Annotated in this window: 20 protein-coding genes and 4 tRNA genes; 14 read left to right on the top strand and 10 right to left on the bottom strand. The window is 59.0% G+C overall.

Annotated elements, in window-relative coordinates; translation table 11 throughout:
* Window positions 1–67 precede the first annotated feature (67 nt).
* From AB4P92_RS07075 to AB4P92_RS07060, 4 genes are read left to right on the top strand one after another with little or no spacing between them, the layout of a single operon-like run.
* Window positions 68–472 carry a MarR family winged helix-turn-helix transcriptional regulator gene (locus AB4P92_RS07075; protein ID WP_042558324.1) on the top strand — a complete coding sequence of 135 codons (405 nt, stop codon included), beginning with the start codon at window positions 68–70 and terminating at the stop codon, window positions 470–472.
* 52 nt (window positions 473–524) lie between these two features.
* Window positions 525–1,733 (top strand): MFS transporter, encoded by a 1,209-nt coding sequence (locus AB4P92_RS07070; protein ID WP_261736971.1) that lies wholly within the window; start codon window positions 525–527, stop codon window positions 1,731–1,733.
* The gene (locus AB4P92_RS07065; protein WP_263480683.1) at window positions 1,730–1,852 is read left to right on the top strand and encodes a hypothetical protein; all 123 of its coding nucleotides are present in this window, start codon (window positions 1,730–1,732) and stop codon (window positions 1,850–1,852) included. The genes AB4P92_RS07070 and AB4P92_RS07065 overlap by 4 nt, the downstream gene beginning before the upstream one ends.
* A gap of 54 nt (window positions 1,853–1,906) precedes the next feature.
* Entirely contained in the window at window positions 1,907–2,467 is a 561-nt protein-coding gene (locus tag AB4P92_RS07060) for a glutathione peroxidase (RefSeq protein ID WP_395599180.1), read from the top strand.
* Between the two features lie 96 nt (window positions 2,468–2,563).
* Here the strand turns inward: AB4P92_RS07060 and AB4P92_RS07055 are convergent, their stop codons facing one another.
* The 3 genes from AB4P92_RS07055 to AB4P92_RS07045 form a co-directional block, all read right to left on the bottom strand.
* The gene (locus tag AB4P92_RS07055; protein ID WP_042558327.1) at window positions 2,564–3,835 is read right to left on the bottom strand and encodes an OmpP1/FadL family transporter; all 1,272 of its coding nucleotides are present in this window, start codon (window positions 3,833–3,835) and stop codon (window positions 2,564–2,566) included.
* A 146-nt stretch (window positions 3,836–3,981) separates the two neighbouring features.
* Window positions 3,982–4,464 carry a hypothetical protein gene (locus AB4P92_RS07050; protein WP_042558328.1) on the bottom strand — a complete coding sequence of 161 codons (483 nt, stop codon included), beginning with the start codon at window positions 4,462–4,464 and terminating at the stop codon, window positions 3,982–3,984.
* Window positions 4,465–4,738: 274 nt separating this feature from the next.
* Window positions 4,739–4,963 carry a hypothetical protein gene (locus AB4P92_RS07045; RefSeq protein WP_042558329.1) on the bottom strand — a complete coding sequence of 75 codons (225 nt, stop codon included), beginning with the start codon at window positions 4,961–4,963 and terminating at the stop codon, window positions 4,739–4,741.
* 984 nt (window positions 4,964–5,947) lie between these two features.
* On the opposite strand from AB4P92_RS07045, the gene AB4P92_RS07040 reads away from it, so the two are divergent.
* Together AB4P92_RS07040 and rmuC are read left to right on the top strand one after the other, a co-directional pair.
* Window positions 5,948–6,271: a sel1 repeat family protein gene (locus AB4P92_RS07040; RefSeq protein WP_047300324.1), complete on the top strand. Its 324-nt coding sequence runs from the start codon at window positions 5,948–5,950 to the stop codon at window positions 6,269–6,271.
* A 175-nt stretch (window positions 6,272–6,446) separates the two neighbouring features.
* Window positions 6,447–7,811 (top strand): DNA recombination protein RmuC, encoded by a 1,365-nt coding sequence (gene rmuC / locus AB4P92_RS07035; RefSeq protein ID WP_191624053.1) that lies wholly within the window; start codon window positions 6,447–6,449, stop codon window positions 7,809–7,811.
* A 112-nt stretch (window positions 7,812–7,923) separates the two neighbouring features.
* Here rmuC and AB4P92_RS07030 read toward each other — a convergent pair whose 3' ends face one another.
* Window positions 7,924–11,394 carry a PAS domain-containing hybrid sensor histidine kinase/response regulator gene (locus AB4P92_RS07030; RefSeq protein WP_261736972.1) on the bottom strand — a complete coding sequence of 1,157 codons (3,471 nt, stop codon included), beginning with the start codon at window positions 11,392–11,394 and terminating at the stop codon, window positions 7,924–7,926.
* Between the two features lie 247 nt (window positions 11,395–11,641).
* Window positions 11,642–12,184, bottom strand: coding sequence for a TetR/AcrR family transcriptional regulator (locus AB4P92_RS07025; RefSeq protein ID WP_042558333.1), 543 nt, complete (start codon window positions 12,182–12,184; stop codon window positions 11,642–11,644).
* Window positions 12,185–12,275: 91 nt separating this feature from the next.
* Between AB4P92_RS07025 and AB4P92_RS07020 the strand changes: the two genes are divergently transcribed.
* From AB4P92_RS07020 to AB4P92_RS07005, 4 genes are all read left to right on the top strand, one after another.
* Window positions 12,276–13,475, top strand: coding sequence for an MFS transporter (locus AB4P92_RS07020; protein ID WP_273875089.1), 1,200 nt, complete (start codon window positions 12,276–12,278; stop codon window positions 13,473–13,475).
* 52 nt (window positions 13,476–13,527) lie between these two features.
* Window positions 13,528–13,839, top strand: a complete 312-nt coding sequence (locus tag AB4P92_RS07015; RefSeq protein ID WP_042558335.1) for a cupin domain-containing protein — start codon at window positions 13,528–13,530, stop codon at window positions 13,837–13,839.
* A gap of 106 nt (window positions 13,840–13,945) precedes the next feature.
* A complete protein-coding gene (locus tag AB4P92_RS07010; protein ID WP_395599660.1) occupies window positions 13,946–15,097 on the top strand; it encodes a TDT family transporter in 1,152 nt (383 codons plus the stop codon).
* Between the two features lie 99 nt (window positions 15,098–15,196).
* Entirely contained in the window at window positions 15,197–17,071 is a 1,875-nt protein-coding gene (locus AB4P92_RS07005) for an MFS transporter (RefSeq protein WP_042558336.1), read from the top strand.
* 122 nt (window positions 17,072–17,193) lie between these two features.
* On the opposite strand, the gene sugE is transcribed toward AB4P92_RS07005, so the two are convergent.
* From sugE to rdgC, 3 genes are all read right to left on the bottom strand, one after another.
* Window positions 17,194–17,508, bottom strand: a complete 315-nt coding sequence (sugE, locus tag AB4P92_RS07000) for a quaternary ammonium compound efflux SMR transporter SugE (RefSeq protein WP_042558337.1) — start codon at window positions 17,506–17,508, stop codon at window positions 17,194–17,196.
* A gap of 118 nt (window positions 17,509–17,626) precedes the next feature.
* A complete protein-coding gene (locus AB4P92_RS06995) occupies window positions 17,627–18,592 on the bottom strand; it encodes a bile acid:sodium symporter family protein (RefSeq protein ID WP_395599179.1) in 966 nt (321 codons plus the stop codon).
* A gap of 153 nt (window positions 18,593–18,745) precedes the next feature.
* Window positions 18,746–19,666, bottom strand: coding sequence for a recombination-associated protein RdgC (gene rdgC, locus AB4P92_RS06990; RefSeq protein WP_395599178.1), 921 nt, complete (start codon window positions 19,664–19,666; stop codon window positions 18,746–18,748).
* 159 nt (window positions 19,667–19,825) lie between these two features.
* Here rdgC and AB4P92_RS06985 point away from each other — a divergent pair.
* The 4 genes from AB4P92_RS06985 (at window position 19,826) to AB4P92_RS06970 (ending at window position 20,360) form a co-directional block, all read left to right on the top strand.
* A tRNA-Val gene (locus tag AB4P92_RS06985) sits at window positions 19,826–19,901 on the top strand.
* 19 nt (window positions 19,902–19,920) lie between these two features.
* Window positions 19,921–19,997 (top strand) — tRNA-Asp (locus tag AB4P92_RS06980).
* A 191-nt stretch (window positions 19,998–20,188) separates the two neighbouring features.
* Window positions 20,189–20,264: transfer RNA gene (locus AB4P92_RS06975), tRNA-Val, on the top strand.
* 19 nt (window positions 20,265–20,283) lie between these two features.
* Window positions 20,284–20,360, top strand: a tRNA-Asp gene (locus AB4P92_RS06970).
* Between the two features lie 228 nt (window positions 20,361–20,588).
* Here the strand turns inward: AB4P92_RS06970 and AB4P92_RS06965 are convergent.
* Window positions 20,589–21,755, bottom strand: coding sequence for a catalase family protein (locus AB4P92_RS06965; protein WP_395599177.1), 1,167 nt, complete (start codon window positions 21,753–21,755; stop codon window positions 20,589–20,591).
* Window positions 21,752–23,560, bottom strand: coding sequence for a di-heme-cytochrome C peroxidase (locus AB4P92_RS06960; RefSeq protein ID WP_395599176.1), 1,809 nt, complete (start codon window positions 23,558–23,560; stop codon window positions 21,752–21,754). The genes AB4P92_RS06965 and AB4P92_RS06960 overlap by 4 nt, the downstream gene beginning before the upstream one ends.
* Between the last annotated feature and the right edge of the window lie 177 nt (window positions 23,561–23,737).

Genomic DNA, 23,737 nt, shown 5'->3' with positions numbered 1-23,737 from the left:
CTGCCGAAGGCTGCGATCTTTTGATCTATAACTTGATTTAACACATTCGCGGGTATATACACGCATCATGCTTCCTTCTCAGTGTTTGTGCACCAACCTGCGTCGCGCCGCTCGTGGCGTCAGCAGGCATTACGACGGCGCTCTCGACGGCTTCGGGATCAACGTTGCCCAGTATTCTTTGCTGTGCAATCTGCAGCGTCTGGATCAGCCGAGCATTTCCGAACTCGCCGAAGCCATGGGCCTGGATCGCAGCACCCTCGGGCGCAATCTGCGGGTGCTGGAAGGCGAAGGGCTGGTGGCGCTGGCTGAGGGCGAAGACATGCGCAATCGCATCGTCTGTCTCACCGAAACCGGTGCGCAACGTCTGGCAGCAGCCTTGCCGGCCTGGGAAGCGGCGCAACAGCGATTGATTGATCGTCTGGGCGCGGAGAAGCGTGAAACCTTGCTGAAATTGCTCGACGAACTGGCTTGATACCAGTTTGTTCGAGCTCAAGCGGGTATATACCCGCGACTGGAGAATAATAATGACATCGATGTGGCGTACGTGCGGTTGGGTGTTGCTCGGAAGTGCGCTGATCCTGGCGTTGTCATTGGGCGTGCGACACGGCTTTGGCCTGTTCCTTTCACCGATGAGCGCGCAGTTCGGCTGGGGGCGTGAGGTATTCGCCTTCGCCATTGCCTTGCAGAATTTGATCTGGGGTCTGGCGCAGCCGTTCACCGGCGCGCTGGCCGACCGTTTTGGCGCGGCGAAAGTGGTGCTGGTTGGCGGGGTGCTCTATGCCGTGGGTCTGGTGTGCATGGGCTTGTCCGACTCGGCGATGACGTTGTCATTGAGCGCTGGGTTGCTGATCGGTATCGGCCTGTCCGGCACTTCGTTTTCGGTGATCCTCGGCGTGGTCGGGCGGGCCGTGCCGCCGGAGAAACGCAGCATGGGCATGGGCATCGCCAGTGCCGCCGGATCGTTCGGGCAGTTCGCCATGTTGCCGGGCACGCTCGGACTGATTGGTTGGCTCGGCTGGTCGGCCGCATTGCTCGTGTTGGGTCTGTTGGTGGCGATGATTGTGCCGCTGGTGAGCATGCTCAAGGACAAGCCGCTGCCGATACTGGGCCATGAGCAGACGCTGTCCGAAGCCCTTCGCGAAGCCTGTTCGCATTCCGGATTCTGGCTGTTGGCGCTCGGTTTCTTCGTCTGCGGGTTTCAGGTGGTGTTTATCGGCGTGCATTTGCCGGCGTATCTGGTCGATCAACATCTGCCGGCCACCGTCGGCACTACGGTGCTGGCGTTGATCGGGCTGTTCAATATCTTCGGCACGTACACGGCCGGATGGTTGGGTGGGCGTATGTCCAAACCGCGTTTGCTGACGGCGCTGTATTTGATGAGGGCGGTGGTGATCGTGCTGTTCCTGTGGCTGCCGGTGACGACCACGACGGCCTATCTGTTCGGCATGGCCATGGGCTTCCTGTGGCTGTCGACGGTGCCATTGACCAACGGCACGGTGGCGACCTTGTTCGGCGTGCGAAATCTGTCCATGCTCGGAGGTATTGTGTTCCTGTTCCATCAGCTCGGTTCGTTCCTCGGCGGCTGGCTGGGCGGGGTGGTGTATGACCGTACCGGGAGTTATGACTTGATCTGGCAAGTGGCGGTGCTTCTGAGTGTGCTGGCGGCGGCGTTGAACTGGCCGGTGCGCGAGCGCCCGGTCGAACGTCTGCAACCTCGTGTGAGCGTCGCATGAGCCGTTTCTGGCCGCGAATCGTCATTACCGCGCTGGCTGCTGCATTGTTGGCGCTGGTGTGGTGGGGCTGGCATCAGGGCGGCCTTGCCTTGATGCAGTTGGGCATGAGCATTTGCTAGAGACGTGCTTGGCGAGTAACTTCGAAGGCTGATGACTGTTCAAGGATGCTCGACATGCTAATGCGCTGGTGTGCTGTTCCCGTGTTGCTGATGGGGTTGACTGGCCTGGCCCAGGCCGCTGACTGTCCGGAATTGTTGCAAGGCTCGCTGCCCAAGTTGCGTGCCAAGGAATCCATCGATCTGTGCAAGCAGTACGCGGACAAACCGCTGGTGGTGATCAACACCGCCAGCTTCTGCGGTTTTGCGCCGCAATTCGAAGGCCTTGAGGCGCTCAATCAACGCTACAAGGCGCAGGGGCTGGAAATGCTCGGCGTGCCTTCCAATGACTTCAAGCAGGAGTCCAAGGACAGCGTCGAGACCGCCAAGGTCTGCTACGCCAACTACGGCGTGACGTTTGCCATGACCGAGCCGCAGAAAGTCCGCGGCGATGATGCCACGCATATGTTCCAGGTGTTGGCCGCTCAGAGCAGCGCGCCGAAGTGGAATTTCTACAAATATGTAGTGGATCGCCAAGGCAAGGTGATCGCCAACTTCTCCAGCCTGACCAAACCGAATGATCCGGAGTTTATTGCGGCGATCGAAAAAGCTATCGCCTCGAAACCGCTGAAACCCTAAGGCTCAGGGTCAACGAGCCAGGCATAAAAAAGCCCCGCCTTCTGCAAAGAGAGCGGGGCTTTTCAGTGGGCGAGGGGTTAGCCCCGCCCGATAGCATCAGAAGCGGTAGGTAGCGCCGACGCCGAAGCCGTTTGCCGAGTTTTCATACTTGGCGTTGTAAGTCTGGCCACGATTGTTTTCGTTACGAACGTTGACCGACTCTTCCTTCAGGTACGAATAGGCGACGTCGATGGTCAGGTCTTCGGTCGGGCTCCAGCCGGCACCGACGCTGAAGATGGTCCGGTCGCCAGTCGGGATGCGTGGCGAACGGTCGACGTTGTTGGTCGGCGACTGGTCGAAGGTCAGACCGGTGCGCAGCACCCATTCCTTGTTCAACTGGTACGAAGTACCGATCGCGTACGCCCAGGAGTCGTGCCAGTTCTGGTCTTCGTTGATTTCGCCAAACTGACCGGCCAGTGCAGGCTGAACGCCGGAGTTCTCGACGGTGATTTTATCCAGCTGGCTCCAGCGGGTAAAAGTCGAACCGGCGTAAACAGTCCACTGATCGTTGATCGCTTGAGTGACGGACAAATCCACCGACTCAGGTGTGGTGATCTTCAGCGACGCGTCGTACTTCTGGCTGGAGCTCAGACCGGCCAGGCCCAGTACGCCGTAGTTGACCTTGGTGTCGCCTTCGAGCTTGTAGTCGACTTTCGAGTGGTAAGTCAGACCCACGCGGGTGGAGTCGGTCGCTTGTACCAATACACCGATGTTGTAGCCCAGCGCGGTGTCGTCACCCTTGATCTTGACCTTGCCATCGGGGAAGGCCGGGGTGATTGACAGGTTGGATTCCAGCTTGCCGTCGATGCGGTTGATGGTCGGACCGAAACCGATCGACACCTTGTCGTTGAAGGCGTAGCTGATGGTCGGCTGGAAGGTGATGACTTGCACTTCCGACTTGCTGCCAAAGTAGCGGCCGGCGAAGTTGTTTTCATAGTCGGTGATCAGGCCGAACGGCACGTAAACGCCGAAACCGAATGCCCAGTGATCGTCGATTGGCTTGACGTAGTAGCCCATAGGTACGGCGGTGAAGGGCACCATGTCGCCTTTGTTGCTCCCGCCATTCGGGCTGGAGCTGGCGTTGCTGATATCGGTCGATGCGTCGAGGAATGCAGCGCCGCCGGTGATTTGTTCGCGCTTGATGCGCGACATGCCGGCAGGGTTGCCATAAACAGTGCTTGCGTCATCGGCAGAAGAAGATCGCCCGGCGTACCCAGTCCCCATCCCGCTAATGCTGTGTTCGTTGATGGCAAAGCCAGCGGCGAAAATCTGCGTGGATGCCAAGGTAACGGCAAGGCTAAGGGTGGTTTTGAGCATTACTTTTTTCATTATTAGAACTCCTGATGATCACCGGGGCGAAAATTACCAACATTTTCGTCCCAGCGCTATAGCCTGAATGCCTTGATTTAGAGCGGTTTTGTAGGACAATCCGACCAAATTCGCGACCTGTTACAGGATCTTGCGGAACTGGACGGTCAGCAAGCGACCTGATTCAGCGGTGAAACACAAGTCTGCCAGGCGCAGGTGAAATCGCGCAGACGACCTTGAGGCTGGAAGGTCTGACGCCAGATACGCGCCATACCGAGCAAGTCGTTCGGGTCGGGGAGGGTGGGGTTTTGTTCTTCGACCAGCAGCCAGGCGATAGCTGTGGCGTAACGCAGATTGACGGTCAATTCCAGGTGCGGTCCGCTGAGAAATGCGTGTTGGCTGGCCAGTCCGCGAACGAGGCTGGCACGTTCCGGATCAAGCGCCAGATAGTCATCCCAGAGTGCTTGATGGCGATGCTCGGCAATGCGGTAGAGGCCGTGTCCACGGCGGTCATGCAGGGCGGAGCCGAGGGCTGACTGGCTGGCGGCGATGCCCAGCAACAGTGATTCGGCGGTGGCGCAGTGACGGCCCAGATAAATCAGCGTGGGGCGAATCACGTAGCGGCACAGTTCGCTGGCAGCGATACCCATAAAGCCCTCGATCTTGTTATTGGGCGGCGACACCTGAAAGGGGCCTTGGCAGCGGTGGATCGGTTCAGGCTCGCCGGAAGCGGACAACGCCGCTTGAGTTGAAGTGTAGTGTCATATTCGCGACGTAAAGGACTGTTTTTAAAATATTTCCGGCTGCACGTTATAACCGTTATATCCGATGGTGCTTAGGCGCCAAGGCTTAAAAGTGAAACATCAGGCAATAAAAAGCCCCGCGTTTTAAGCGGGGCTTCGTTTGTTGCAGCCTTTTCGGCTCTCAGGCAACCAGTGCCTGACGCGTTCGATCAATAACAGCCTGCAGCGGTTCGGCGCTGGAGTACTGATCGGGATACAGACGCTCGCTGTGGCGGGCGATCCCGTGTTCGTTGACCAGTGTGAAGCTGAAGCAGCCTTTGCGAGCGGCCATGATCAGGCAGTTCATTGGAGCAAAAGCGTTGGTTAGGGCGCGAATGGCGTCCTGAGTATGGATTTGAGTCGACATAGTTATTAGGTGTTCCTACAAATGACACGGATAAGAACCGTGCAACGTTAAAACGTTCCAGTAACGTCGACCACCATTGGTCGAACGAAGAACCCGACTGGAACAAAGCAGCCAGTTTGAAGCGCTGATAATTTGGCGCGCTTGGGCTGGCAGGTAGGTACTTAGGAGGACAGGCAACACATCAAGGGCAAAGGTTCTGGGCCCGGGGTGAAGATCCTGATCAATTTGCAGGTTGGTTCGGTCAGAGTAATAGGTCTTCGCAACACCCTTTGCATCATTCAAAGGCTGTGTCGTCGCAAGATTTACCTGGAAACCATCGAGGGGTCGTATCCGCTTTTTTTCGGTGAGGGCTTCTTGTTGGAAGGCGCACCGTGGGGATTGTTCGACCGGAATTGACTTTCAGCTTGGTACTAACGCCGCGGATAGTAACGGATCGAAATTGGTAAAGCAAACCCTGCGCCAAAAAAGTTGTGTTCTACAAGAAAACGCAGCCGATTGTGGGGGCGAGCTTGCTCGCGGGGGCGGTAATCGGATAACAAATGAAACGTCAGGTTGACCACTCGTCGCCACAAAACCGTGCGCGGTTCCCACCGAGACGCCGCTTATCCCCAGCCCGAAGCGCAAAACGACCCGAAAAAGCGCACCGATATAACCGGGTAACAGGTACTTGTGCACATTAGTTGCACAGGCTGTAACGGCACTGTCATATCAAACCTGACCCTGATGGCTGCCTGTATCGAAAGTTTAAGTCAATGAAAAACATCGCTTTTTTTTGTTGGTGAAAAAATCGTCAGTTTGACTGCGGGCCCCATTCCATAAGGCTTTGCGAGGGTTGGAGGACGGTTGTCCACTGACTTATCCACAGCTTCTGTGGATTGTCCCGAGCGCTTGCTCTAGGACGGGCGTGCCGGGTTTTATTTCGACTTTACCTGTAAGAAAAAGAGAGTAGAGTGGCGCGCCTTCCGATCTGTCCCACAGTGCTTTATGAAGTTTCGCTCAGTATCAGACCCTGTTACCTCACAACCCCCTCCTGTTATCCCGCCCAAGCGATTTTCCGTACGCGTGGCCGAATGGCTGCTCGACAGCCCGCGCCTGAGCGAAAGCCACAACGCCAAGCACCTTGCCGGCCGCCTGCTCAAGCAACCGGCGCGCGAAGGTGTGGTTGCCGCGCAAAGCCGCCTCGGCCAGTTGATGTGCCGCGAGTGTGGTAATGCACGCGATCGCCGCATCGGTCAGGATCTGCTGCGTCAGGCTGCTCGCGCTGGCGATCATCGTGCCCAAGTGGAACTCGGCCTGCTCGAAGACTGAGCTGTCCAAGTTCTGACACCTTGGTTACCCTTCAGGCTTTAACCGATCGGCAGGAGTCGCTATGGCTATGGACTTGACCAGCGTATTGCTCGGTCTCGCAGGCGCTGGGCTGCCGTTGTTGGCTTTGGCCTGGCAACTGCAACGTCGGGCAAGCAACGGGCAAGCGCAGGTGGCGTTGCTGGAAGAGCGGTTGGCCATGGCGCAACTGGCGCAGGACGGGCTCAACGCGCAACTGGAAGCCGGCCGCGATGAAATCGCCGACCTCGGCCAGGCCAACGCCGCCAAGCAAGCAGAACTGGCAGCCCTGCGCCGCGAAGTCGAGCTGTTGCAGATAGAACGTGACGACGCCCGTGACGCCTCCCACGCCTGGAACCTTGAGCGCGCCAACAAGGAGGCCGAACTGCGTCGTCTCGACGCGCAGGCGGCTTCGCTGAACGCCGAACTGCGCGAGCAGCAGGAGAGCCATCAACAGCGCCTCGATGATCTGCAGGGTTCGCGTGATGAATTGCGGGCGCAGTTCGCCGAGCTGGCGGGCAAGATCTTCGACGAGCGTGAGCAGCGCTTTGCCGAAACCAGTCAACAACGCCTCGGTCAGTTGCTCGATCCGTTGAAAGAACGCATTCAATCCTTCGAAAAACGTGTGGAAGAAAGTTACCAGGCCGAGGCCCGCGAACGCTTTTCGCTGGCCAAGGAACTGGAGCGTCTGCAAGCGCTCAATCTGCGTTTGAGTGACGAAGCCACGAACCTGACCCGTGCCCTTAAAGGCCAGAAAACCCAAGGCAATTGGGGCGAGTTGATTCTCGAACGCGTGCTGGAACATGCAGGCCTAGAGAAGGGTCGCGAGTACCAGACGCAGGTCAATCTCAAAGGCCCGGATGGTGAGCGTTTCCAGCCAGACGTGGTCATTTATCTGCCAGGCGACAAACAGGTGGTGGTCGACTCCAAGGTCAGTCTCACGGCGTATCAGCAATACGTCGCGGCCGAGGACGACACGCTCGGGCAGATCGCGATCAAGCAGCACGTACTGTCCCTGCGCAACCATGTCAAAGGCCTCGCCGGCAAGGATTACAAACGCCTGGAAGGCCTGCACAGCCTCGATTTCGTTTTGCTCTTCGTGCCGATCGAAGCCGCGTTTTCGGCGGCATTGCAGGCCGAGCCATCGCTGTTTCAGGAGGCGTTCGACCGCAACATCGTGATCGTCAGCCCAACCACATTGCTGGCGACATTGCGCGTCATTGACAGCCTGTGGAAGCAAGAGCGCCAGAGCCAGAACGCGCGGGAAATCGCCGAGCGCGCCGGCTGGCTTTACGACAAGTTCGTGCTGTTTATTCAGGATCTGGACGAAGTCGGCAATCGTCTGCAACAACTGGACAAAGCCTACAGCTCGGCGCGCAACAAACTGACAGAAGGGCGCGGCAACCTGGTCAGCCGCAGCGAGCAGCTCAAACTGTTGGGCGCACGGGCGAGCAAAAGCTTGCCGGCGGATCTGCTGGAGCGGGCGATGACGGATGTTGATGGGTTGGTTGAGTTGCCGGAGTAGTCTGGAAAGCTTCGCGAGCAGGCTCGCTCCCACATGAATCATCTGAACATTGTGGGAGCGAGCTTGCTTGTGAGGACGGCAGCGGTATCGCTACAACACCCAAGTCGTACGTTTACAGCGGTAGATACCGACTCAACAACGCCCGCAACGCCGCCGGTTTCACCGGTTTGGCCAGATAATCCAGCCCCGCTGCATGCACCTGCGCAATCATCTCCGGGCGTCCGTCGGCGCTGATCACCACGCCCGGCACCGGCTCGCCGAGACGCGTGCGCAGCCACGCCATCAACTCGGTGCCGGTATCGCCGTGATCCAGGTGATAGTCGACCAGCGCCAGTTGCGGCCGCACTCCGTCACTGAGCAATGCCTCGCATTCCTCGCGATTGCGCGCCGTCCAGACCTGGCAGCCCCAGCGGCTTAACAGGCTGTTCATGCCGATCAGAATGCTGTCTTCATTGTCGATGCACAGTACTTGTGCGCCGTTCTGCAGTTTGCCGTTCAATTCCACAGAGGCAATGGCCGGTATGGTTTGCGTACGCGCATACGGCACCGTAACGCTGAACACACTGCCGCGCCCCGGCCACGAGCGCACGCGCAGGGTATGCCCGAGTACGCGGCACAGGCCATCAGCGATTGCCAGCCCAAGCCCGAGGCCTTTTTCGGCGCGCGTCTGATGGCTGTCGAGACGTTTGAATTCCTCGAATATCACCTGTTGCTTGTCTTCCGGAATGCCCGGTCCGCGATCCCATACTTCCAGGCACAACTTCCCGCCGCGCCGCCGTACACCGAGCAATACCGGGCCTTTGGCATAGCGAAAAGCGTTGGTCAGGAAGTTTTGCAGAATCCGCCGCAGCAACTTGATGTCGCTGTCGATGCGCATGTGGCTGCCACGCACACGGAAGGTCAAACCTTGCTCCTGGGCCAGCGCCTTGAACTCGGCGCCGAGAATGTCGAACAGTTCGTTCACCGCAAAGGACTTGCGGTCGGGATTGATCTTGCCGTTTTCCAGGCGGGAAATGTCCAGCAGATCGCTGATCAGATCCTCGGCCGAACGCAACGAACTGTCGAGATGCTGCACAAGTTTCTGCGCCTCGCTGCTCAAGCCGTCGTCTTGGTGGGAGAGGGCGGCGGAGAACAGTCGCGCGGCGTTCAACGGCTGCATCAAGTCATGGCTGACTGCCGCGAGAAATCGGGTTTTCGATTGGTTGGCGGTTTCGGCGGTGCCCTTGGCTTCGGTCAGCGCGACGTTGAGTTGCGACAGTTCCTGGGTTCGCTCGCTGACTCGTTGTTCCAAGCCTTCGTTGGCCTCGGTCAGCGCCTGTTCGGCTTCACGGAACGCGGTGATGTCGGTGAAACTCATGACGAAGCCGCCACCGGGCATCGGATTGCCGATCAGCTCAATCACCCGGCCGTTGGGGAACAGCCGTTCGGAGGTGTGCGCGCGGCCCTGACGCATCCAGTGCAAACGACGCGCGACATGCACTTCAGCCTCCCCGGGACCACACAACCCGCGCTCGGCGTTGTAGCGAATGATGTCGGCGATTGGCCTGCCGACGCTGATCAAACCGTCCGGGTAGTTGAACAACTCCAGGTAACGTCGGTTCCAGGCGACAAGCTTCAGCGACTGGTCGACCACGCTGATGCCTTGGGTGATGTTTTCAATCGCGCCTTGCAGCAGAGCGCGGTTGAATTGCAGGACTTCCGAGGCTTCGTCAGCGATTCGGACTACGTCCTCCAACTGCATTTCCCGACCTTCGATCGCGGCTTTTACCACCGCTCGCGTCGAAGAAGCGCCCAGGACACCGGCCAGCAAGCGCTCGGTATGGGCGATCCATTCGCCGTCGGCGTTCTGATTCGGGTTGAAAGCCTTGCCTTGGCGGTAGGCGAATCGAATAAAGCTCTGGCGAGCACGCTCCTCACCGACAAACCGCGCCGCCAGTTGCAGCAGATCGTCGACCTGCACCGACAGCATCGACCGCGCACTGGGGCGGGCGCTGATCTCCTGACCGATGAATCGCCCAGCCTGCCAGTGCTCCGACACCCGCGTGCGCGACAGCACCGAAACCCAGGCAAACAGCGTGAAATTGCCGGCCAGTGACAACACCACGCCTTGGGTCAGCGGGCTGATTGGCAGGTTCAGCGGGTTACTGTGCAGCCACGCCAACCCCGGGAAACTGTTCAGCGACCAGCCGAGGCTGTGGGCGGCAATCGGCAAAACCAGCGTGTAAAACCACAGGAAAGTGCCGGCGGCGAGACCGGCGAACACGCCACGCCGGTTGGCCTGTTTCCAGTACAGCGCGCCGAGCATGGCCGGCGCCAGTTGGGTCACGGCGGCGAAGGCAATCTGGCCAATGGTCGCCAGGCTCGCCGTCGAACCGAGCAGGCGATAGCTGACGTACGCCAGCAACAGAATCACCACAATGCTCACGCGCCGCACCGACAGCATCCACTGGCGGAACACTTCAAACGGGCGCTCGGCGTTATTGCGTCGCAGCAGCCACGGCAACAGCATGTCGTTGGAAACCATGGTCGACAGCGCCACACTCGCGACAATGACCATGCCGGTGGCCGCCGACGCGCCGCCGATAAACGCCAGCATCGCCAACGCCGGATGGGCCTGAGCCAGCGGCAGACTGATCACGAACGAGTCGGGCAATACGTCGCTCGGCAGCAGCATCTGACCGGCCAAAGCGATCGGGACTACAAACAGTGCCGCCAGCGCGAGGTACGCGGGGAACACCCATTTGGCCAGGCGCAGATCCTGCGGATCAATGTTCTCGACCACCGTGACGTGAAACTGCCGTGGCAGGCAGATGATCGCCATCATCGCGACGCCGGTCTGTACCACCATCGACGGCCAATTAATGGTTTCTTTCCAGTATTCCTCGAGGCGCGGGGCGAGCATGGCTTGATTGAACAGGTCGTCGAAACCGTCGTAGAGGCCATACGTCACAAACGCGCCGACGGCGAGAAAGGCGAACAGCTTGACCAGCGACTCAAAGGCAATCGCCAGCACCATGCCGCGGTGGTGCTCGGTGGCGTCGAGGTTGCGCGTGCCGAAGACGATGGTGAACAGCGCCAGCACCAGTGACACGATCAATGCGGTGTCCTGGGCGCGCGTGCCCATTGCATCGGCACCAGCACCGATCAACAGGTTCACACCGAGGACGATGCCCTTGAGTTGCAGAGCGATGTAGGGGAGGACGCCGACCAGGCAGATCAGCGCGACGACGACCGCCAGCGATTGCGATTTGCCGTAGCGCGCAGCGATGAAGTCAGCGATGGAGGTGATGTTCTCCTGTTTGCTGATCATCACCATTTTCTGCAAGACCCACGGCGCCCCGACCAACAGCAATATCGGCCCGAGGTAAATCGGCAGGAAGGACCACAACTGTTCAGCCGCCTGGCCGACCGCGCCGAAAAATGTCCAACTGGTGCAATAAACCGCCAGCGACAGGCTGTAGACCCACGCGCGCACTCGCGGCGGCAACGGTGTGCTGCGACGGTCGCCGTAGAAGGCGATGGCGAACATGATGGCCATATAGGCCAGGGCGACGGCGGCGATCAGCCCGGTGGACAACGACATGCAACACTCCCGACTAAAGACTCCCCGGCACTCCTGCCCGGGCGGACAGTCTCGCATGCGCGCGGCGGTTAGTCAGTGTCGACCAAGGTCTTGGCGTGGCGGGGTGTCGCAGGAATGGAACCGGGCGGTTCTGCGGTGACCGTTAAGGTCTCATCGCTGGCAAGCCAGCCCCCCACAGGGATCTTCAGTGAACACAAAATTTGTGAACTCCACAGATCTTGTGGGAGCTGGCTTGCCAGCGATGGCGTTAGTCCTGCTGCAACGCGATATCAATCAGCCGATGCAATTCATCCACCTCCAGCGCCGCCGCTGAAAACAGAATCCGGAACACGACCGGCGCCACCACCTGATTGATCAACCGATCGACACTGGGCGCCGCCTCATCGGGATGGCGCTCGATAATGGTCTGCAACTGCGCGCCGATGATCGCCACGCAATACCCCGGCGTGGCGCTCGCCTGCACGTCGCGCATCATGTTGCGCCCAGGCTCGGAGCTCATCTCGTCGAGATATTGCTCGGCCCATGCGCGGATGTCGCTGCGCAGGCTGCCGGTTTCCGCGGGCTCGCTGTCGGGGCGCATGCGGGCCAGGGCGACGTCGGCCAGCAACGCCGCCAGATCGCCCCAGCGCCGATAGATCGTCGACGGCGTAACGCCCGCACGCGCTGCAATCTGCGGGACGGTCACGGTCGAGCGCTCCTGCTCTTGCAGCAATGCGCGGACTGCCGAATGTATCGACTCTTGCACCCGGGCACTGCGACCGCCGGGGCGTAAACCTTCTTTAATAGCCATGCGTCAGACCTTAACACAAAGAATTTGCTTTAAGCATTGAGCGGTAGCACACTCCGCAAAAGCAAAAAATTAGCTTTTGCGGAGTGTGCAAATGATTAACCCCCAGTCCCGATTAGCGTCCAACCGTCCCAGCCTGTGGTTTCTGGCGATCACCTTACTCAGTTTTCTCGCCGCTTCCACCGCGCCGACACCGCTGTACCACCTGTATCAGGATCAACTGCACTTCTCGGCAGCGGTGCTGACCCTGATCTTCGGCGTTTACGCTCTGAGTCTGTTGGCGGCGCTTTTAACCGTCGGTTCGCTCTCCGATCATCTGGGACGCAAACCGGTGATCTTCACCGCCGTGTTGCTCAACGCACTGGCGATGCTGCTGTTCATCAGCGCCGACAGCGTGACGTGGTTGATCAGCGCGCGCGTGCTGCAAGGTTTCGCCACCGGCATGGCGACTGCCGTCCTCAGCGCCACATTGCTCGACATTGACCGTCAGCAAGGGCCGTTGATCAACAGCGTCGCGCCATTGCTGGGCATGGCGCTGGGCGGCATGGGCTGTGGCTTGTTGGCGGAGTTCGCGCCGGCGCCGTTGCAACTGACCTATTGGTTACTGCTCGCGCTGTTTGTGGGGCAGGCACTTTATGTCTGGCGGCTACCCGAAAGCGTCACCCCGCAAGCGGGCGCATGGGCATCGTTGCGACCGACACTGCATGTGCCGGTTCAGGCTCGCGCAACGCTGTGGCGGGTCCTGCCACTGAATACCGCGACCTGGGCGCTCGGTGGTTTTTACGCATCGCTCGCACCGTCGCTGGTGCGCACCGCCACAGGCTCCACGTCCAACCTGATCGGCGGCGCAACCGTAGCGGCATTGACCGTGACCGGGGCACTGATGATCTTCATCCTGCGCAATCGTCCTGCCACGCGCGCTTTGCAGTTGGGCGCAAGCTTGCTGCCGATCGGGCTGGTGTTGATCCTGCTCGGTGTGCACAGCGCCAGCCTGTCGCTGTTCTTCCTCGGCACGCTGGTGGCCGGTTGTGGATTCGGTGCCGGATTTCTCGGCGCGGTACGCAGCCTCGTACCGCTGGCCTTGCCCCATGAGCGGGCCGGGTTGATGTCGGCGTTTTATGTGCTGAGTTATCTGGCGTTTTGCTTGCCAGCGCTATTGGCTGGACATTTCACCCATCGCCTGGGGCTGCTCGCGACGACCGATGTGTATGGTGCGGTGCTGATCGTGCTGGCAGTGGCGGCGCTTTTGCTCAGTCTGCGGGCTCGACCGGTCAAGGTGTGCGGCGCTCCATAACCACTGCGCTTTCGGTTAGCCTTGCGCAGCCATTCTGCCAACGGATCGACTCATGAAGATTATTCGCAGCAAAACCTTCACCGCCGAGCGTGCCTGGGGTGCCCTGGACATCGCCAACATGAACGGCATCACCACGCGCCTGCACTGGACTGATCAACCGTATAAATGGCACGTCAACGATGGTGAGGAAGTGTTCGTGGTACTCGATGGGCAGGTGCAGATGCGCTATCGCGAAAATGGTGAAGAAGAGCGAGTCATGCTCGAAGTTGGTGATATCTTTTACGCCTCGGTCGGCACCGAACACGTTGCCCATCCGCAGGGCGTGGCGCGGATTTTGGTAATCGAGTGCGAAGGCAGCGTTTGACTGCTTATCTATAGAATAGATAACAGTTAGAGATATTACCCGTTATATAGATATTCGATTCGGATCTACCATGGACTCAACCTCACCAGAGGAAGAGGATTTCATGATGATTTGCCCCAACAACGCCAAACCCGGTTTAAAGCCGCTCAGCCAACTTCAGCACCCGCGCGAAGTGATCCGCCAATTCACGCCGAACTGGTTCGCTGCGACCATGGGTACCGGTGTGCTGGCACTGGCCTTGGCGAATTTGCCGGTCGCGATCCCCGGTTTACACGCCGTGGCCGAAGGGCTGTGGCTGTTCAACATCCTGTTGTTCACCTTGTTTACCGTAGCCTACGCCGCCCGCTGGATTCTGTTCTTCGACGAGGCACGGCGGATTTTCGGGCATTCCACCGTGTCGATGTTCTTCGGCACCATTCCCATGGGCCTGGCAACGATCATCAACGGCTTTCTGCTGTTCGGGCTACCGCGTTGGGGCGAGGGCGTCATTCAGCTTGCCGAAGTGCTGTGGTGGATCGATGTGGCGATGTCGCTGGCCTGTGGCGTATTGATCCCCTACATGATGTTTACCCGTCAGGAACACAGCATCGACCAGATGACTGCCGTTTGGCTGTTGCCGGTGGTGGCAGCAGAAGTCGCGGCGGCCAGTGGTGGTCTGCTCGCGCCGCACCTGACCGATGCTCACTCGCAACTGGTGGTGCTGACCACAAGCTACGTGCTCTGGGCATTTTCCCTACCGGTGGCGTTCAGCATTCTGACCATCCTGTTGTTGCGCATGGCCCTGCACAAACTGCCCCACGAAAACATGGCCGCCTCGAGCTGGCTGGCACTCGGGCCAATCGGCACCGGTGCGCTGGGCATGTTGTTGATGGGCGCTGAAGCACCGGCGATTTTCGCTGCCAACGGCTTGCCGGGCATTGGCGAAATCGCTTCGGGCATCGGTCTGGTGGCCGGGATCACCCTGTGGGGGTTCGGGCTGTGGTGGATGCTGATGGCATTGCTGATCACCGTTCGCTATCTGCGTGACGGCATTCCGTTCAACCTCGGCTGGTGGGGTTTCACCTTCCCGTTGGGCGTGTATTCGCTGGCGACCCTGAAACTCGCCAGTACGCTGAACCTTGGCTTTTTCAGCGTAGTCGGCTGCGTGTTGGTGACATTGTTGGCGGTGATGTGGCTGATCGTTGGCAAGCGCACCGTACAAGGTGCGTGGCGCGGCGAACTGTTTGTCTCGCCGTGCATTGCAGGTTTGAAGAAATAACCTGAAAAGTTTAGGTAAGGTGTGGCCTGGATCGCGGATCGGCATTCCAATAAGCAGTATCCAGGCCTCTCTACCTTAAACATCAGGGAAACACGGAAGATGAGTCACCCCTCACAGTTCAACCTGCTGCGCACCCGGCGCTTCCTGCCGTTCTTCATTACGCAGTCGCTCGGCGCGTTTAACGACAACGTGTTCAAGCAGTCGTTGATCCTCGCCATTCTCTATCGGCTGACCATCGAAGGTGACCGCTCGATCTGGGTCAACCTGTGTGCGTTGCTGTTTATCCTGCCGTTCTTCCTGTTCTCGGCGCTGGCCGGGCAGTTCGGCGAGAAATTCGCCAAGGATGCGTTGATCCGTCTGATCAAACTGGCGGAAATCGCCATCATGGCTGTGGGATCCGTCGGCTTTCTCTTCGATCACTTGTGGCTGATGCTGGTGGCGTTGTTCGCCATGGGCACCCACTCGGCGCTGTTCGGGCCGGTGAAGTATTCGATCCTGCCGCAAGCCTTGCGCGAAGAAGAGCTGGTCGGCGGCAACGGTCTGGTGGAGATGGGCACGTTCCTCGCGATTCTGGCCGGCACCATCGGCGCCGGTGTGATCATGTCGTCGACCCACTACGCGCCGCTGGTGTCGATCGCCATCGTCGGCATTGCGGTGCTGGGTTATCTGGCCAGCCGCAGCATTCCCCGCGCGGCGGCTTCATCCCCGGATATGCGCCTGAACTGGAACATCTTCAGCCAGTCCTGGGCCACCCTGAAACTGGGCTTGGGCCAGACGCCGGCGGTGTCGCGCTCGATAGTTGGTAACTCGTGGTTCTGGTTTGTCGGGGCGATTTATCTGACGCAGATCCCGGCCTACGCCAAGGAGTGGATGCACGGCGACGAAACCGTGGTCACCTTGATCCTCACTGTATTCTCGGTCGGGATCGCGCTGGGTTCGATGCTCTGCGAGAAGCTTTCCGGGCGCAAAGTCGAGATCGGTCTGGTGCCGTTTGGTTCGTTCGGTCTGACCGTGTTCGGCCTGCTGCTGTGGTGGCATTCCGGGGGAATTCCCGACAGCGTCACCGGCCATAGCTGGATTGAAGTGCTGAGTTTTGGCCACACCTGGGCGGTGCTGTTCGACATTCTCGGCCTCGGTGTCTTCGGTGGTTTCTACATCGTGCCGCTGTATGCGTTGATCCAGTCGCGCACTGCCGAGAACGAGCGGGCACGGGTGATCGCGGCCAACAACATTCTCAACGCGCTGTTTATGGTTATTTCGGCCATCGTATCGATCGTGCTGCTGAGTGTGGTCGAGCTGTCGATCCCGCAGCTGTTCCTCGTGGTGTCGCTGCTCAACATCGGCGTCAATGCCTACATCTTCAAGATCGTCCCCGAGTTCAGCATGCGCTTCATGATCTGGCTGCTCAGCCATTCCATGTACCGCGTCGAACATCGCAACCTGGACGCGATTCCGGATGAAGGTGCGGCGTTACTGGTGTGCAATCACGTTTCGTTCGTCGATGCGTTGCTGATTGGCGGCGCAGTGCGTAGGCCAATTCGCTTCGTCATGTACTACAAAATCTACAACCTGCCGGTGCTGAACTTTATCTTTCGCACGGCCGGTACGATTCCGATTGCCGGTCGCAACGAAGACATCCAGATCTACGAAAAGGCCTTCAGCCGGATCGCCCAATATCTGAAGGACGGTGAACTGGTGTGCATCTTCCCTGAGGGCAAGTTGACGACCGATGGCGAGATCAACGAGTTCAAGGGCGGGCTGACGCGGATTCTCGAAGAGACACCGGTGCCGGTGATTCCGCTGGCATTGCAGGGGTTGTGGGGAAGTTTCTTCAGTCGCGACCCGAACAAAGGCGTGTTTCGGCGGTTGTGGTCGCGGGTGACGCTGGTGGCGGGTTCTGCTGTTGCTGTGGAAGCGGCTGAGCCGGCGAAGTTGCAGGGGTTGGTGGGGGAGTTGCGTGGGGCAGTTAGATAAACAATGATTGTGCTGGCCTCATCGCTGGCAAGCCAGCTCCCACAGGGAGCTTCGGTGAACACCGGTTTTGTGTACACCAACGAAACTGTGGGAGCTGGCTTGCCAGCGATGGGGCCAGTGGTCTAAGCGCTGACCTTAAGGCCAATCAACCCGGTAATGATCAACGCCACACTGGCCAGCCGAATCAGCGCCATCGACTCACCAAACAGAATGATCCCGGCAATCACCGTGCCCACGGCACCGACGCCCGTCCAGATCGCATAGGCCGTGCCCAGCGGCAATTCCTTCATCGCAAGGCCCAGTAAGCCAAGGCTGACGGCCATGGCTGCAATGGTCAGTGCGGTGGGGAGTGGACGGCTGAAGCCATCGGTGTATTTGAGGCCGACGGCCCAGCCGACTTCGAACAGGCCGGCGAAAAACAGAATGATCCAGGACATGAAAGACCTCCATCGGTTGACGGGGTCGTCCCCAGATTAAAACTCGATCGAGCCGCAGGGTCGTCCCCGCGTTACGCAACATATTGACGAGCATTAATCCGGGGATCAAGTTCGCAGGTCAGTCAGTCGCCTGCTGTGCCAAGTTTTTGCGATCTTTCTTTTCGCTCATCCGCCGGAAATACGTCGACAGCAGCGCCCCGGAAATATTGTGCCAAACGCTGAACAAGGCGCTTGGTACCGCCGCCAGTGGCGAGAAGTGTGCACTGGCCAGCGCGGCGCCCAACCCCGAGTTCTGCATGCCCACTTCCAGTGCCAGCGATTTACGCTGCGCCAGCGGCAGGTTGAACAAACGCCCGGTGAAGTAGCCCAGCAAGTAGCCGAAGCTGTTGTGCAGCATCACCACCGCCATGATCAACAAGCCGGATTCGGCGATTTTGGCCTGACTGGCCGCCACTACAGCGGTCACGATGATCACGATGCTCACCACCGACACCAGCGGCAACACCTCCACTGCATGACGAACCTTGTCGCCCAGCAAACGTTGCGCAACCACGCCCAGAACGATCGGCAACAGCACCACTTGCAGGATCGACCAGAACAGCTCCATGAACGACACCGGCAACCACGCCGAGGCCAGCAGCCAGATCAGCGCCGGGGTCAACAGCGGAGCGAGGAGGGTGGTGACGGCGGCGATGGCCACCGACAACGCCAGATCACCTCGGGCCAGCCAGGTCATCACGTTGGATGAAGTGCCGCTCGGGCAGCAACCGACCAGAATCACGCCGACGGCGATCTCCGGTGGCAGATGAAAAATCTGGCAAAGCAACCACGCCATGCCCGGCATGATCACGAAATGTGCGACCACGCCCAGCGCTACACGCCAGGGTTGGCGGGCGACGGCGGCGAAGTCGTCGAGTTTGAGGGTCAGGCCCATGCCGAACATCACCAGCCCGAGCAGCGGCACGATTGCACTCTTCAGGCCGAGGAACCACGAAGGTTGCAGGAAGGCCACAACGGCGAAAATCAGAACCCAGTAAGCGAAAGTGTTGCCGACAAAGCGGCTGAGTGCTGCCAGTGCGCGCATGGCTTGTTCCTTGTTATGCGAAAGCGTTAGGAAGCTAAGCATACGTCGCCAGCAAAAAGATCGCAGCCTCCGGCAGCTCCCACAGGAAAATGCATTCCAGATGTAGAAGCTGCCGAAGGCTGCGATCTTTTAAGCTTTCACACAAAAGGCAGGTCAGATCCCCTGCGGAGTCTCTTCGCCACCCAATGCTTCAACCAGCGCCGGCAGGAAGTCGCCGAACGTCAGCATCATCAGTGTGAAGCTGGCATCCAGTTGGCCGAGGGCTTCTTCGCCGCCGTCCTGTTCCGCCTGATCCTGCAACAGATCTTCGAACTTCAGGCGTTTGACGGTCATCTTATCGTCGAGCATGAACGACAACTTGTCCTGCCAGGCCAGCGACAGTTGAGTAACGACTTTGCCGGTGCTCAGGTGCAGCTGGATTTCTTCGCTGGTCAGGTCCTGACGCTTGCAACGCACGATACCGCCGTCTTCGTGGGTGTCGCGCAGTTCGCACTCGTCCAGCACATAGAAGTCGTCGGCGGCTTTCTGCGTGGTGACCCATTCGGTCATGGTCGCGGTTGGCGACATTTTCACGGTCAACGGGCGAACGGGCAGGGTGCCGATCACTTCACGCAGGGTCGACAGCAGGTCTTCGGCGCGTTTCGGGCTGGCCGAGTTGACCAGGATCAGACCCTGTTTCGGCGAGACGGCAGCGAAGGTCGACGAACGACGGATGAAGGCGCGCGGCAGGAAGGCCTGGATGATTTCATCCTTGATCTGGTCGCGTTCCTTCTTATAGACCTTGCGCATCTGCTCGGCTTCGATCTCTTCGACCTTTTCCTTGACCGCATCACGTACGACGCTGCCCGGCAGAATGCGTTCTTCTTTACGCGCAGAGATCAGCAGGAAATCACCGCTGACGTGCACCAGTGGAGCATCTTCGCCTTTGCCGAACGGCGCGACGAAACCGTAGGTGGTCAACTCCTGGCTTGCACATGGACGCGCCAGTTTGGTGGCCAGTGCAGTTTCCAGCGCCTCGGCATCGACAGGCAGGTCTTGGGTCAGGCGATAGATAAGCAGGTTTTTGAACCACATGGGGTGAGTCTCTCCTTTATACAAAGGGGGGCATTATTGTCTTCGCCGTGGCATAGGCCAACCCTTCTCTAAGCCTTTGGAAGGCCTCGGAAAATTATTTAAAAAAGTGCTTGCCAGAGGTGGGGTCGCTCCGTAGAATGCGCGCCACACCGAAGCGAAGGGTGATTAGCTCAGCTGGGAGAGCGTCTGCCTTACAAGCAGAATGTCGGCGGTTCGATCCCGTCATCACCCACCATTCGTTTCATGTGTTACGCGCAGCGGTAGTTCAGTCGGTTAGAATACCGGCCTGTCACGCCGGGGGTCGCGGGTTCGAGTCCCGTCCGCTGCGCCATATTCGGTAACCTGGAACGCTGAACGCCAGGTCACCACGGAAAAACCCGCCAAGGCGGGTTTTTTTCTGCTCCAAGGTTGTACCCGCGGGATGTGTCGTTTTACCTGTTTTCGGATTTATTTGAAAAAATATTCAATTAAATCAACACGTTACGAAAACTTGTGGCATAATGCGTCCCGTAACGAAGCGAAGGGTGATTAGCTCAGCTGGGAGAGCGTCTGCCTTACAAGCAGAATGTCGGCGGTTCGATCCCGTCATCACCCACCATTCGTTTCAAGCGTTTCGCGCAGCGGTAGTTCAGTCGGTTAGAATACCGGCCTGTCACGCCGGGGGTCGCGGGTTCGAGTCCCGTCCGCTGCGCCATATTCGGTAATCTGGAACACTGAACTCCAGATAGCCACAGAAAGCCCGCCTAGTGCGGGCTTTTTGCTGTCTGGCGTTTGGCTTTTTGTGTGCCAGACACAAGTCCTGTGGTAATGGGACTTAATTTCCCGATGGCTTGCACCGCAGGCTCAGGATTTTAGATGCTGGGGCCGCTGAGCAGCCCATCGGGGATTAAATCCGATCGCCAGAGGTAGTCTGCCTCTCCCGCTATTGTGTGGCGTTTTGGCTATGTCGATAGTCACTCACGGCCTCATACACTGCTTTACGCAAGCGGTTGATTCCGCCAATCGGCCGATGCGCCTCAATGCCAAACCACGGATTGAACGACAGGTTGTCGCACGCGAGATTCAGCTCCGGGGTGTCGAAGTCCTGCGGAGGCAGGGTGATGTGGGCCACGGTCTCGAAGGGAACATCGCGCTCGCGCCACTCGATGCTGGTGTCCTCGATGGGCATGTATCGGTTGGCGTCCTGACGCTGAATCTGCAAGACAAAACACGCGGGGACGCGATCCGTCGACAACTGCTGGGTCAAGGCACTGCGCAGGAAATTCGGTAGATCCTGATTTTGCCGGGGCAGGGTGTACGCCGGGCAATTGTCGGGGGCCGGTGCCACCCTGAACTTGGCGTTGGCTTCACTGAATTTATACGGCGAGACCGAGAAATACGTAGTCTCTGTCGGGCTCTTGGGGGCCGGCGACAGGGTTGCCAAGGCGATAAACAAATGCCGGATCTGCCAGGTACGTGGGTCCCATCCGGGGAAAAATGCCATGACCTTTTTGCCGTCAGCCTGCGCGGCCACATTCTGACGGTACTCGGCGACATCGCTGACAAAGAAGTTCGGGTGACTGAACATCACGAAATCTTGTTCATGTTGTTGCTGGCGTTTTTCGAGTAATTGTTTGCCGGGAACGTCGAACAGTTTGATCGCCATGCCCCGGGCATCACGCATGCTGTCGAACTGCGGGTAGGCATTGCCGTTGGACAGGCGAATCATCGCCTGCCAGGTTTTGCCCGGCTCACTGAACACGCCTTGTCGCAGCGACTGAGCCAGTTCCGGCAATACTTTCACTTCAGCTTTTACGCAACCATGCGCCTTGGCGTGAGCATCGCGAAGATAGCGCGTGCCTTCACGGTGTTGATCGACGATGCGCACAGCCGTCTGGATCACGTCCTGAGTCATGCCTGCCTCATCGGCCGGGATCTGCTCCAGTGCCGACACCGGGCCACGATGCTGCCAGGCAAACCATGCAGTGCCGATGGCCCAGCCGAGCAGGCCGATGGCGAGCAGGATCAACAGGGTTTTGCCTAGCAGACGTCCCAGCCAAAGCCAGAATCGAGCCAGCAGTGGCAGTTCTTTCTTGAAGGTCGAGATCATGGCAATTGCGCCTCCAATGGGCCGCCGAGAACTTTCAGGTATTCCAGCAATGCCCAGCGCTCTTCAGGTTGCAGCAGGCGGCCGATGACACCATTGCCACGTTCGCCGGCGCGGAATTCATGACCGCTGTTACGATTGCCGCTGATCCGCGTATCGAACAGGAAGCCGTTGGTAAAGGCTTCGGTGCGATAGCCCAGATGCCGAGGGTCGTATTCGAAGGTGCCTTTATAGAAGGTGGTGGCGCGCTCATCCTGTGGCGACAGCAACTGATAAAGGCTCGGCACCGAGCCGTTGTGCAGAAACGGTGCGGTGGCCCACACGCCAGCCACTGGGCGCGCCTTGTAGGCGACCTTTTCGCGCACGCCGATGGGCAGGCCGAAGCCGTCGAGGCGGGGTTTTTCTTCAGGGCTGACGTTTGCCTCGCGATAAGCACGGTTTTCGACGAATGCGGTGACGTACGCCAGGCCTTTGGCCACAGACAACTGGCCAAGGTCCAGCGGTTCCTTGGGCGACGGATGCAGTTTTACGTCCATTTTTTCCAGCTCCTGCAGATTCCATTGCAGGGCTGTCAGGTCGAAGCGGTGGTTGGCAACGTTGTTGGCCGCGTTCGAATCGGTGCCGATCACCGCGACGGGCAACATGTGCAAATGCTGCACCCAGCGTTCGCCTTCCTGAGTCTTGCGCGGGACATGGCAACTGGCGCAATTTTCGGCAAACAGCGTACGGCCCTTGACGGCCAGCGCCTTGTCGACCGCCCCGAACAGCTCCTCGGGCCAGGCGGGCGGTTGCAGGCGTTGCAGGGTTTCTTCGATTTTATTCAGGTCGCGCACGCGCACGCTGGAGGGGTAGCGGTCATCGCCTTGCAGCGGTTGGCCGTTGGCATCGAAGAAGTTCAGAGTCGCGCCGACGCCCAGAGCCTCGCCAATATTGCGCGCCATCGGCTGTTGCGCCGAACCGTTCCACTGCACCCAGTCAAACGTCCACATGTCCCACAGTTGCGGGTAGTCCACCGGCGCGTTGGCCACGCGATAGTTGGCGGGGGAAATCGCGTCGCCGAATGTCGCGTTGGCAATTCGCCCGAACGCATCGGTACGGCCCGGCCCTTCCTCGGTTGGGTAAAGGCCGCGGTGAGTGTCGTTCCAGGCGACTTTCAGAAAGGTGTCCAGCGAGGCTTTGAAATCCTTGCGCAGCTGTTCGTGGCGAGCGTCGTAGTCATCGCCCAGAACGCTTCGCGCGAAGCGTTCGAATTTCCACGGGTTGTAGTAAGTCGAGGTCAGACTGGCGACCAATGCCTGTCCGAAACTGCCACCGCGTAACGTAGGAACGCTGGAAGGCAGGACATGCTGTGCGGTGCCGCCGTCGATGCGCACAGCCTGACCGTTGAAACGCAGTTCACCGGTGTGGCAAGCCGCGCAAGTTATGTCCAGATATTGCTCGGAGCTGCGAGGCTTCTGGTGTCGTGCGAAACCGACCGGAAGGTTGCCAGGGTTGTCTGGCGTGGCTTTCTGCTGCGGATCAATCAAAAAGCCAAAGCGTGCGAGGTATTCAGGGGAGGCGAAGCGCTGCTGCGAGAATGGCAACTCCAATGCCTGGAACCATTCATAGCGCAGCCCTTTGACCTGTGTGCCCTGGGGCGTGAAGTAATAGGTCTGTCGCTCCTGTTCAGTCCACTGATTCAGGTAATGCACCTGCTGGGCCGGGGTGTAGAAGGGCAATTTCGGGTTGGCGACGTAATACAAAACCACCGCAAGGACGAGTCCCAGCAGGAGCGCGATCAGGGTCAGAACGCGGAGTAAGAGGCGCAAGTTAAACATCCTTGTCGAATTGTTGCGCTGTTATGCCTGAGCCTGACCTTGTGTGGCAAGTGGCCATTAGGCCAGATGTTGGAGCAAGGAGAGTCGGTCGTTGTCGTCGGCAGATGACAGAAGCTTCATCGTGTCTGCGCCCCAATGCGTTTTAATCCCTGAACTTATCGGAAGTTT

Source organism: Pseudomonas sp. A0308 (genome assembly GCF_044218815.1).
Classification (GTDB): domain Bacteria; phylum Pseudomonadota; class Gammaproteobacteria; order Pseudomonadales; family Pseudomonadaceae; genus Aquipseudomonas; species Aquipseudomonas iridis.
Note: the sequence above shows the minus strand (reverse complement) of the source record. Positions and strands in the feature narration are given on the sequence as shown.

Bases quoted from the DNA above. Each gene is read 5' to 3' on its own strand.
- AB4P92_RS07075 (WP_042558324.1), top strand. From the start codon at position 68: ATGCTTCCTTCTCAGTGTTTGTGCACCAACCTGCGTCGCGCCGCTCGT.
- AB4P92_RS07070 (WP_261736971.1), top strand. From the start codon at position 525: ATGACATCGATGTGGCGTACGTGCGGTTGGGTGTTGCTCGGAAGTGCG.
- AB4P92_RS07065 (WP_263480683.1), top strand. From the start codon at position 1,730: ATGAGCCGTTTCTGGCCGCGAATCGTCATTACCGCGCTGGCTGCTGCA.
- AB4P92_RS07060 (WP_395599180.1), top strand. From the start codon at position 1,907: ATGCTAATGCGCTGGTGTGCTGTTCCCGTGTTGCTGATGGGGTTGACT.
- AB4P92_RS07055 (WP_042558327.1), bottom strand. From the start codon at position 3,835: ATGAAAAAAGTAATGCTCAAAACCACCCTTAGCCTTGCCGTTACCTTG.
- AB4P92_RS07050 (WP_042558328.1), bottom strand. From the start codon at position 4,464: ATGGGTATCGCTGCCAGCGAACTGTGCCGCTACGTGATTCGCCCCACG.
- AB4P92_RS07045 (WP_042558329.1), bottom strand. From the start codon at position 4,963: ATGTCGACTCAAATCCATACTCAGGACGCCATTCGCGCCCTAACCAAC.
- AB4P92_RS07040 (WP_047300324.1), top strand. From the start codon at position 5,948: ATGAAGTTTCGCTCAGTATCAGACCCTGTTACCTCACAACCCCCTCCT.
- AB4P92_RS07030 (WP_261736972.1), bottom strand. From the start codon at position 11,394: ATGTCGTTGTCCACCGGGCTGATCGCCGCCGTCGCCCTGGCCTATATG.
- AB4P92_RS07025 (WP_042558333.1), bottom strand. From the start codon at position 12,184: ATGGCTATTAAAGAAGGTTTACGCCCCGGCGGTCGCAGTGCCCGGGTG.
- AB4P92_RS07020 (WP_273875089.1), top strand. From the start codon at position 12,276: ATGATTAACCCCCAGTCCCGATTAGCGTCCAACCGTCCCAGCCTGTGG.
- AB4P92_RS07015 (WP_042558335.1), top strand. From the start codon at position 13,528: ATGAAGATTATTCGCAGCAAAACCTTCACCGCCGAGCGTGCCTGGGGT.
- AB4P92_RS07010 (WP_395599660.1), top strand. From the start codon at position 13,946: ATGATTTGCCCCAACAACGCCAAACCCGGTTTAAAGCCGCTCAGCCAA.
- AB4P92_RS07005 (WP_042558336.1), top strand. From the start codon at position 15,197: ATGAGTCACCCCTCACAGTTCAACCTGCTGCGCACCCGGCGCTTCCTG.
- sugE (WP_042558337.1), bottom strand. From the start codon at position 17,508: ATGTCCTGGATCATTCTGTTTTTCGCCGGCCTGTTCGAAGTCGGCTGG.
- AB4P92_RS06995 (WP_395599179.1), bottom strand. From the start codon at position 18,592: ATGCGCGCACTGGCAGCACTCAGCCGCTTTGTCGGCAACACTTTCGCT.
- rdgC (WP_395599178.1), bottom strand. From the start codon at position 19,666: ATGTGGTTCAAAAACCTGCTTATCTATCGCCTGACCCAAGACCTGCCT.
- AB4P92_RS06965 (WP_395599177.1), bottom strand. From the start codon at position 21,755: ATGATCTCGACCTTCAAGAAAGAACTGCCACTGCTGGCTCGATTCTGG.